We start from the raw sequence: 8,926 nt of genomic DNA on the forward strand, positions 1-8,926 counted from the left end.
GCCGACGCGCCGGGTCCCTTCCGCCCTGCGAGGGGGTCAGCCCTGGAGGGACGCGATCCACGCCTCGACGGCGTCCGGGGTGCGCGGGATGCCCGCGGACAGGTTCTCGTAGCCGTCGGCCGTGACCACGACGTCGTCCTCGATCCGCACGCCGATGCCGCGGAACTCCTCCGGCACCGTCAGGTCGTCCGGCTGGAAGTACAGGCCCGGCTCGATCGTGAAGACCATGCCCGGCTCCAGCACGCCGTCCATGTACAGCTCGCGGCGGGCGGCCGCGCAGTCGTGCACGTCGAGGCCGAGGTGGTGGCTCGTGCCGTGGACCATGTACCGGCGGTCGGCCCGCTCGACGCCCTCGAGCTGCTCCGCGGGCAGCATCGGCAGGCCCCACTCGCCGACCTTGCGGGCGATGACCTCCATCGCCGCGGCGTGCAGGTCGCGGAACCGGACGCCCGGCTTCACGATCGCGAACGCGGCGTCCGCGGCCTCGAGGACGGCCTCGTAGATCCGGCGCTGCACGGGGGAGAAGGTGCCGGTGACCGGCAGGGTGCGGGTGATGTCCGCGGTGTAGAGGCTCGGCAGCTCCACGCCCGCGTCGATCAGCACCAGGTCGCCCGGCGCGACGGGGCCGTCGTTGCGGGTCCAGTGCAGGATGCAGGCGTGCGGGCCGGAGGCCGCGATCGTGCCGTAGCCGAGGTCGCTGCCCTCCGAGCGGGCGCGGGTGAAGAAAACGCCCTCGATGACGCGCTCGCCGCGCGGGTGCTCGGTGATGCGGGGGAGCGCGGCGATGACGTCGTCGAAGCCCTGCTTCGTGGCCGCGACGGCGGCGCGCATCTCGTCGAGCTCCGCCTCGTCCTTCACGAGCCGCAGCTCGGCCAGCGCGCGGGCGAGGTCCTCGTCGTCGAGCGTCAGGTCGCCGTCGCGGCGCTCGAGGCCCGCGACGTCGGCGGCCGCGAGGCCGAGGGAGGCGCCGACCTCGCCGATCGAGGGGCGGCGGCCGACCCAGAACTCGCCGATCGCCGCGTTCGCGTAGAACTCGTCGGTGTCCCGGCCCGCGGCGGGCTGGAAGTGCAGCGTGGCGTCGTGGCCGTCGTCGGTCGGGTCGAGCACGAGCACCGACCCGGCGACCGCCTCGTCGCCCCAGCCCGTGAGCCAGGCGAACGCGGTGTGGGCGCGGTACGGGTAGTCGGTGTCGTTCGAGCGCACCTTCGGCTCGCCCGCCTCGATCACGAGGCGCTTGCCCGCGAACAGCTCGGACAGGCGCTGCCGGCGGCCCGCGGCGGCCGCGGCGAGCGGCGCGACCGGCGCCGCCTGCTCCGTGCGGTCGGCCCATCCGCTCGCGATGTAGCGCTTGAACGCGTCGCTCTTCGGGATCTCGGTCCGGCCGGAGCCGGTCTCGAGCTCGACGTCCCGCTGCTCGGCGGGCTGCACCTCGGTCTGCTGGTCGGTTGCCATGCCTCCATCCTCCTCCCTGTGCCGACGGGGCGGCGGGGCCGGTGCGCCGCCGCCCGGCCACCTACTGTTCACCTGTGGTTCCTGGACTCACCGCCGACCCGGAGTTCGACTCCGACTCGCTCCGCGTGATCGCGCGCGACGGGTCCGCGGTGGTGCGGCGCACCGACTGGTGGTCGCCGGCGGTGCAGGGCCTGCTGCGGCACCTCGAACGGGTCGGCTTCGCGGAGTCGGTCCGCTTCCTCGGGCTGGACGCCGACGGCAACGAGCGCCTGGGCTACATCGCCGGGGTCAGCGGCATGGAGGCGTGGCGGAACGTGATCCCGGAGGCGGGGCTGCAGGCGTACGCGCGCCTGCTGCGCCGCTACCACGACGCGGTGCGCGACTACGTGCCCGAGCCCGGTGCCGCCTGGATGACCACGGACCGGCCACTGCGACCGGGCGAGGTCGTGTCCCACGGCGACGTCGGCCCCTGGAACACCGTGTGGCGCGGCGACGAGGTCGTCGGCCTGCTCGACTGGGACCAGGCGGCGCCGCGGCCCGCCCTGCACGACGTCGCCTACGCCCTCGAGTACGCCGTGCCGTTCCGCAGCGACGAGGACGCGATGGCGGACATCGGCTTCCCCGCCCCGCCCGACCGCCCGCGGCGGATCCGGGTGTTCGCGGAGGCGTACGGCCTGCCGACCGCGGACGGGCTGGTCGACGCGGTGCTCGCCGAGCAGGAGGAGACGCTGCGCGCGACGGTCGCGGTCGCGGCCCGCGGGCTGCAGCCCCACGCGGACTGGGTCGCGGCCGGCTTCGCGGCCGACCAGCAGCGGCGCATCGACTGGACCCGCCGGAACCGGTCCCTGCTCGAGTAGCGGCCGGCTACTCGCCGAGGTGCGACGCGAGCGCCTCGAACACGCCCGACTGCGCCTCCAGCGACGCGCGCCAGTCGGGCAGCTCGAGCGCGTGATCGGCGCCCTCCACCTCCAGCACGGCGATCTCGCTCTCCTCGAGCGAGCCCGCGCGCCAGTGGGAGTCGCGCGTGCCGCCGACCGCGATCGAGCGGTCGTCCATGCCCTGCAGCGCTGCCAGCACGGCGGGGTCGCCCAGCAGCGGGGTGAGCCAGACGCCGGGCACGTCGTGCTCGGCCGCCCAGGGCGCGGCGAGCGAGCCCAGCGACTTCGTCAGCAGCAGGTCGGGCACGTCGTCGCCCGCGGCGCGCTGCAGCACCCCCTCCACGAACGCCCTCGGGTCCGAGCCGCCCTCCGTCTCCGGGGTCCACGACACGACCGCGAGGCGCCAGCCCGCCGCGGCCAGCAGCCGCGCCGGCCAGTGCAGCATCGGCGCCAGGGCGGGGTACCCGCTGCCGGGCAGCACCACCGCGAACAGGGAGTCCGGCTCGGACGAACCGCGCTGCACGACCTTCACCCCCGAATCCCACCAGGGGGCGGCGCGATGCGCAAAGCGGGCGCTCGGCGAGCGTTCAGCCCGCGGGGCGCAGGCGGGCGAGGACCGGGCGGTGGTCGCTGCCGGCGGCGTCCTCGTCGGACAGCACGCGGAAGCCGGTGAAGCGCCAGTTCGGCGTCGCGAGCACGTGATCGATCGGCGTGCCGATCAGGCCCGGCATGCTCGTCGGCCACGTGCCGACCGCGGCGTTGCCCGTGGCGAGCGCGCCGTCGCGGCAGGCGCGCAGCTGCCCGCCCGAGCGGCCCGGCCCGCTGCTGCGCTGATCCTCCGGCGTCCCCAGCCCGGCGAAGTGGTCGAGGGTCGCGTTGAAGTCGCCCGCCATCAGCACGTTGCGCTCGGAGCAGCGCGCGGCCGCCCAGGCGAGGTCGGCCCGCCAGCCCACGGGATCGAGCGCGTAGGGCGCCAGGGTGTGCACGGCGACGATGCGCGGCGCGTTCTGGCCGGCGGCGGCGTCCACCACCAGGCTCGGCACGTCGTGCGTGTCGCCGATCCCGGTGACGCGGCGGTACTCGCCGAGCGAGGTCGAGACGAGCAGGGAGGTGGACCGGGCGGGGATGCCCTCCTGCTGGGAGGACGAGAAGACCCGGTAGTCGGCGCCGTCGTCGCCGAGCAGCCGCGCGACCTGCCGGGCCCGGTCCTCCGTGGTCTCGGGCAGCGCGACGACGGTCGCGCGGTTCTCCCGCGCGGCCCGGGCGATGACCTGCGCGGGCACGGAGTCGCCGAGCGTGTTCCAGCTGAGCACCGTCACGTCGTAGCGCTGCGCCACCGGCACGTCGGGCGCGCCGACGCCGCGGGTCAGCTGCACGCCGCTCACCGCGACCGCGAACGCGAGCAGGACGAGCGCGAGCGCGCCGAGCAGCCGCTGCGGGCCGTGCAGCACGAGGCCGACCGCGGTGAGCAGGACGGCGAGCACGACGGCCGCGACGACGGCGCCGCCGCGGAACGAGACGGCGAGGGCGAGGAACGGCGCCCGCTGCAGGCCCAGCAGCTCGGGCCAGGCGACGAGCGCGAGCACGGCCGCCACCGCGACGACCAGGAGGGTCGCGAGGATCCGGCGGAACACGGTCGGCAACGCTACGTGCCCGGCGCGCGCGGCCCCGCGCGGCTCGCGGGTCCTTCGGACGCTCCTACGATTGGGTGCGTGGCGGTGCGCGGACGGTTCGACCTGCACACCCACTCGACCGTCTCCGACGGCACGCAGCCGCCGGGCGGCGTCGTCGCGGAGGCCGCGCTCGCCGGACTGGCCGGGCTCGCGCTGACCGATCACGACTCGACCGCCGGCTGGGCGGACGCGATCGCGACGGCGCGGGAGACCGGCGTCGGCCTGGTCCCCGGCATCGAGCTGTCGACCCGCACGGGGTGGCGCAGCGTGCACGTGCTCGGCTACCTGGTCGATCCGCAGGACTCGGGCCTGCTCGCCGAGACGGAGCGCATCCGGATCGCCCGCCGCGATCGCGCCCGGCGCATCGTCGACGCCATCGCGGCGGACTACCCGGTCACGTGGGACGACGTGCTGGCGCAGACCGCGCAGGGCGCCACCGTCGGCCGGCCCCACATCGCGGACGCGCTCGTCGCGCTCGGCATCGAGCCCGACCGCTCCGCCGCCTTCGCCGGCGTGCTGCACCCGCGCCGCGGGTACGTGGAGCCCCACTACGCGCCGACGCCCGCCGCGGGCGTCGCGCTGATCCGGTCCGCGGGCGGCGTGCCGGTGCTCGCGCACCCGGGCGCGACCCGGGCGGACTGGGTGATCCCGGCCGAGGACGTCGCCGAGCTGGTCGAGGCCGGCCTGTTCGGCATCGAGGCCGACCATCCGGAGAACACGCCCGACGGCGGGCGGGTCGCCGCGCGGCTCGCGGCGCGCTTCTCCCTGCCCGTCACGGGCTCGAGCGACTACCACGGCTCGGGCAAGCCGAACCGGATCGGTCAGCGCACCACCGCGCCCGAGGTCGTCGACGCGATCCTCGAGCAGGGCACCGGCACGGTCCCCGTCCTGCCCTGAGCCCGCGAGCCCTGCCGGATCAGTCGATCCCGAGCCACTCCCGCAGGGCGTCGACGCCCTCGAGCTGCACGTGCGGGCGCAGGTCGGTGCCCCGCGCCTCCCACATCTCGCGGGACATGCGGAAGCGCTTCTGCACCGTGACCCTGCCCTCGCGGTCGAGGCGCTCCTCGCCGTTCGGCTCGTAGCCGAGCTTGCGGGTGACGGCGTTCGAGGCGACGTTGTCGGCCCACGCGGAGGTGGTCACCTCCGCCGCGCCGAGGCCCTCGAAGGCGAGCGTGAGGATCGCGATGCGGTTCAGCGTGCCGATGCCCTTGCCCTGCCACGCCTGCCCGAGCCAGGAGCCGCTCTCCGCGGACCGGGTGGTCGGGAAGCGCTCGGCCTCGAGGCTCTGCACGCCGATCAGCGTGTGGTCGAGGCGGGCGGCGAACTCGAGCGACCAGTGCTCCGGCGACATGTCGTGGCGGAGGCGGGACTGGTAGCGGAACACGTTCCGCGCGACCTCCGTCTCGCTGCCGCGCGTCCACGGCGTCGTGAACGGCAGGAAGTTGCCGTGGATGCCGCTCGCGGCGAGCCGGCCGAGGTCGAGCGCGGTGCGGTCGTCGACCGGGGCGAGCTCGATGTCGGACACGATGATGCGGACACCGAGCAGCGGCCAGATGTCGACGTCGGACGGGGTCGGCATGCGGCGATCGTATCGGCCTGACGACACCGGTCCTCCCGCGCCGCGGCGCGCGCCGACGCGGGATCTGGCCCTGCAGCGGGACGACGCCCGCTGCAGGGCCGGGGATCAGGCGGAGGGGGTCGCCGGGCGGGGGCCGCGACGGCGGCGGCGACGCCGCGGGTTGCCCGAGCCGTCGTGCGTGCCGGAGCCCGGGACATGCTCCTCGTGGGCAGAGCCCTCGTGGGCAGAGCCCTCGTTCGCGGTGACCTCGTGCGCGGCGCCGTCCTGACCCTGGTCGCCGGTGCCGTCGGCGGCCGGGCGCTCGCGCGGGGCGCGCTCCGCCTCGCCGCCCTGCACCGGGGCGGACTGCTCGCCCGCGGAGCCGCCGGAGCGGCGGCGCGTGCGGGAGCGGGACCGGCCGGAGCGGGCCTCGCCGTCCTGGGCCGGCTGCGCGGACTCCTTGGGCGCCGCCTCCTGGGCGGGCTTCGACGCGCCGGCGGTGCGAGGCAGCCGGCCCTTCGTGCCGGCGGGGATGCGCAGCTCCTCGTACAGGTGCGGGGAGGAGGAGTAGGTCTCGACCGGCTCCGGCTTGTTGAACTCGAGCGCCTTGTCGATGAGCGCCCACTTGTGCAGGTCGTCCCAGTCGACGAACGTCACGGCGATGCCGGTGCGCCCGGCGCGGCCGGTGCGGCCCGCGCGGTGCAGGTACGCGTCCGCGTCCTCCGGGATCGTGTGGTTGATCACGTGCGTCACGTCGTCGACGTCGATGCCGCGCGCGGCGACGTCGGTGGCGATGAGCACGTCCTTCTTGCCGGCGCGGAACGACTGCATCGCCCGCTCGCGCTGGTCCTGGCCGAGGTCGCCGTGCACGGCGGCGGCGTCGAAGCCGCGGTCCGTGAGCTCCTCCTGCAGGCGCGCGGCGGCGCGCTTCGTGCGCGTGAAGATCACGGTCTTGCCGCGGCCCTCGGCCTGCAGGATGCGGGCGATGACCTCGTCCTTGTCCAGCGAGTGGGCGCGGTAGACGAGGTGCTCGATGTTGGCCTGCGTGAGGCCCTCGTCGGGGTCCGTCGCGCGGATGTGCACCGGGCGGTTCATGAAGCGGCGCGCCAGCGCGACGATCGCGCCGGGCATCGTCGCGGAGAACAGCATCGTGTGGCGGGCCGGCGGGGTCTGCGCGAACAGCTTCTCGATGTCGGGCAGGAACCCGAGGTCGAGCATCTTGTCGGCCTCGTCGAGCACCATCTCGCGCACGTCGGCGAAGGAGATGAGGCGCTGCCCGGCGAGGTCGAGCAGGCGGCCGGGCGTGCCGACGATGATCTGGGCGCCGGCCTTCAGGGCCTCGATCTGGCCCTCGTACGCCTTGCCGCCGTAGATCGCGGCGACGGTGGTGGGCCGGTTGGCGGTCGCCATCACGAGGTCCTCGGCGACCTGCACGCACAGCTCGCGGGTGGGGACGACGACGAGCACCTTCACGCCCGGCTCCGGGTCGTGCCCGAGGCGCTGGATGATCGGGAGGCCGAAGCCGAGGGTCTTGCCGGTGCCGGTCTTGGCCTGGCCGATGATGTCCTGGCCGGAGAGGCCGAGCGGGATGGTCTGGGCCTGGATGGGGAACGGCTCGAGGATGCCGTGACCGGCGAGCGCGTCGACCAGGTCCTGCTCGATGCCGAGTTCTGCGAATGTCAAAAGAGGGATGTGCCTGTCGGTTCGGCGCGCGACTGCGCGGACGTCGGCGCGGATCTCGGAACGGATCGCGCGGGTGCGCCGACATCATTCGTTCCTGACCGGCGCGGTCGGAGCCGCACCACGGCGGACTCCGAGGGGCATCCTACCCCGCTGCCAATATGCTTGGCGGGTGATCCGACTGGGACGACGGCGCCCTGCTGTGCCCCGTCCGCGCCGCGGGGCCGCCCGCAGGGTCGACCGGGTCGCGCTGCCGGACCTTCGGCCCGACACCGACGCGCTGCTCGGCCGGGTCGCCTACCTGAAGCTCGCGCTGTTCGAGTCCGCCTCCGCCGTCGCCGGCCGCGCGACGGACCTGGGCGACCGGGAGGCGATCACCCGGGTGGCCGCGGCCGTGCTCGAGCAGCACACCGAGCTCTCCTCCATGCTGGAGGACCGCGGCATCGCCTCCGCGGCCGCGATGCACCCCTTCACGGCCGACATCGACCGCTACCGGCGCCGCCTCGCGGAGTCCGGCTGGCACGAGTCGGTGCTGACGCTGCACCTCTCCGCGGGGCTGCTCGACGACTTCTTCGCGGGTCTCGCCGCCGGGCTGCCGGGCCCTGCGGGCGGCCGCGTCGCCGAGGTGCTCGAGCGCGACATCGGGCACGACGTGCTCGTGGGCGTGCTGCAGCAGGGGCTCGCCGCGGATAAGCGCCTCGGGTCGCGCCTCGCGCTGTGGGGCAGGCGCATCGTCGGAGACACCCTGCTCGTGGCCCGCTCCGCGCTCGACGACGTGCGCGACGACGCCGGTCTGCCGGCCACCACGGAGGAGCGCCGCATCGAGCCGGTGCTGAACGACCTCATCGCCGCGCACACCCGGCGCATGGACCGCCTCGGCCTCACGGCCTGAACCGATGGTCCGCGATCCGGCGAGCGGATCGCAGCCTGTGCTCCTTCGGAGCGCTGCACGCGCTCCGGCACGGAGCGGGCGCGCGGTCCGCCCGGACCACGAGGAAGGGCCGACCTCCCGTCAGGAGATCGGCCCTTCTCGGGCGGAGCGGTGGTCAGGCCCTCGCGAGCCGCTCGTCGTCGCGGCGCTGCCGCGCGCCGCGGACCAGCACGCCGACGGCGACCGACGAGAGGACCGCGGCGAGCAGCGACGCGAGCCACATGGCCGCACCGCCCTGCTCCACGCGCGCCCAGGTCAGCCCCGTCCAGACGATCGCGCACGCCGCGCCCGCGACCGCCGGCAGCAGCAGCACGCCGGTCAGCGCGCGACGCGGCAGCACCGCGTGCGCGGCGAGGCCGAGCACGAGCGCCACCGTCTCGGCGTAGATCAGCTGCACGTCAGGCGACGAAGCCGACGCGCCGCGTGCGCTCGCTGCCGACCTCGACGTAGGCGAGCGACGCCGTCGGCACGAGGTACAGGCGGCCGTTCTCGTCCGTCAGGGTGAAGTGCGTCGACTGCTTCTCGATCGCGTCGCCGATGGTCTTCTGCACGGCGGCGGGCGACTCCGCGCTCTCGAACGCGAGCTCCCGGCCGGAGTTCTGGATCCCGATGCGCACCTCCACGAGGCCGCCCCCTTTCTCGTGCTCCGCGCGTGGCGGAGTCCTGCGTCGCGGCCGGTCACCGACCGGCCTGCGCCCAGTATCCCAAGACGCCCGCCGTGGACCATGCGCGTCCGCGCTGAGCGGACACGCCC

The 8,926-nt window shown here is 75.1% G+C and carries 10 protein-coding genes; 3 read left to right on the plus strand and 7 right to left on the minus strand.

From position 1 onward, the window contains the following. Positions 1-36: 36 nt before the first annotated feature. On the minus strand, positions 37-1,452 hold the full coding sequence (locus tag ABEA53_RS01960; protein WP_345479241.1) for an aminopeptidase P family protein: 1,416 nt from the start codon (positions 1,450-1,452) through the stop codon (positions 37-39). A 74-nt stretch (positions 1,453-1,526) separates the two neighbouring features. Here ABEA53_RS01960 and ABEA53_RS01965 point away from each other — a divergent pair, with 74 nt between their 5' ends. After that, complete coding sequence (locus ABEA53_RS01965; protein ID WP_345479242.1) at positions 1,527-2,309, plus strand: phosphotransferase; 783 nt, start codon at positions 1,527-1,529, stop codon at positions 2,307-2,309. Positions 2,310-2,316: 7 nt separating this feature from the next. Here ABEA53_RS01965 and ABEA53_RS01970 read toward each other — a convergent pair whose 3' ends face one another. After that, a complete protein-coding gene (locus tag ABEA53_RS01970; protein ID WP_345479243.1) occupies positions 2,317-2,862 on the minus strand; it encodes a hypothetical protein in 546 nt (181 codons plus the stop codon). 55 nt (positions 2,863-2,917) lie between these two features. Beyond that, a complete protein-coding gene (locus ABEA53_RS01975) occupies positions 2,918-3,964 on the minus strand; it encodes an endonuclease/exonuclease/phosphatase family protein (RefSeq protein WP_345479244.1) in 1,047 nt (348 codons plus the stop codon). Positions 3,965-4,042: 78 nt separating this feature from the next. Here ABEA53_RS01975 and ABEA53_RS01980 point away from each other — a divergent pair, with 78 nt between their 5' ends. Continuing rightward, a complete protein-coding gene (locus ABEA53_RS01980) occupies positions 4,043-4,900 on the plus strand; it encodes a PHP domain-containing protein (protein ID WP_425550582.1) in 858 nt (285 codons plus the stop codon). A gap of 19 nt (positions 4,901-4,919) precedes the next feature. Here ABEA53_RS01980 and ABEA53_RS01985 read toward each other — a convergent pair whose 3' ends face one another. Together ABEA53_RS01985 and ABEA53_RS01990 are read right to left on the minus strand one after the other, a co-directional pair. After that, positions 4,920-5,582, minus strand: coding sequence for a GNAT family N-acetyltransferase (locus tag ABEA53_RS01985; RefSeq protein WP_345479245.1), 663 nt, complete (start codon positions 5,580-5,582; stop codon positions 4,920-4,922). Positions 5,583-5,687: 105 nt separating this feature from the next. Then, positions 5,688-7,244, minus strand: a complete 1,557-nt coding sequence (locus tag ABEA53_RS01990) for a DEAD/DEAH box helicase (RefSeq protein WP_345479246.1) — start codon at positions 7,242-7,244, stop codon at positions 5,688-5,690. A gap of 169 nt (positions 7,245-7,413) precedes the next feature. Here ABEA53_RS01990 and ABEA53_RS01995 point away from each other — a divergent pair, with 169 nt between their 5' ends. After that, a complete protein-coding gene (locus ABEA53_RS01995) occupies positions 7,414-8,133 on the plus strand; it encodes a ferritin-like fold-containing protein (RefSeq protein ID WP_345479247.1) in 720 nt (239 codons plus the stop codon). Positions 8,134-8,287: 154 nt separating this feature from the next. Here ABEA53_RS01995 and ABEA53_RS02000 read toward each other — a convergent pair whose 3' ends face one another. Together ABEA53_RS02000 and ABEA53_RS02005 are read right to left on the minus strand one after the other, a co-directional pair. Next, positions 8,288-8,569 (minus strand): hypothetical protein, encoded by a 282-nt coding sequence (locus tag ABEA53_RS02000; protein WP_345479248.1) that lies wholly within the window; start codon positions 8,567-8,569, stop codon positions 8,288-8,290. A gap of 1 nt (position 8,570) precedes the next feature. Beyond that, positions 8,571-8,795, minus strand: coding sequence for a DUF3107 domain-containing protein (locus ABEA53_RS02005; RefSeq protein WP_345479249.1), 225 nt, complete (start codon positions 8,793-8,795; stop codon positions 8,571-8,573). Between the last annotated feature and the right edge of the window lie 131 nt (positions 8,796-8,926).

Origin of the sequence: Amnibacterium soli, assembly GCF_039544415.1 — a bacterium.
GTDB lineage: Bacteria > Actinomycetota > Actinomycetes > Actinomycetales > Microbacteriaceae > Amnibacterium > Amnibacterium soli.

Bases quoted from the DNA above. Each gene is read 5' to 3' on its own strand.
- ABEA53_RS01960 (WP_345479241.1), bottom strand. From the start codon at position 1,452: ATGGCAACCGACCAGCAGACCGAGGTGCAGCCCGCCGAGCAGCGGGAC.
- ABEA53_RS01985 (WP_345479245.1), bottom strand. From the start codon at position 5,582: ATGCCGACCCCGTCCGACGTCGACATCTGGCCGCTGCTCGGTGTCCGC.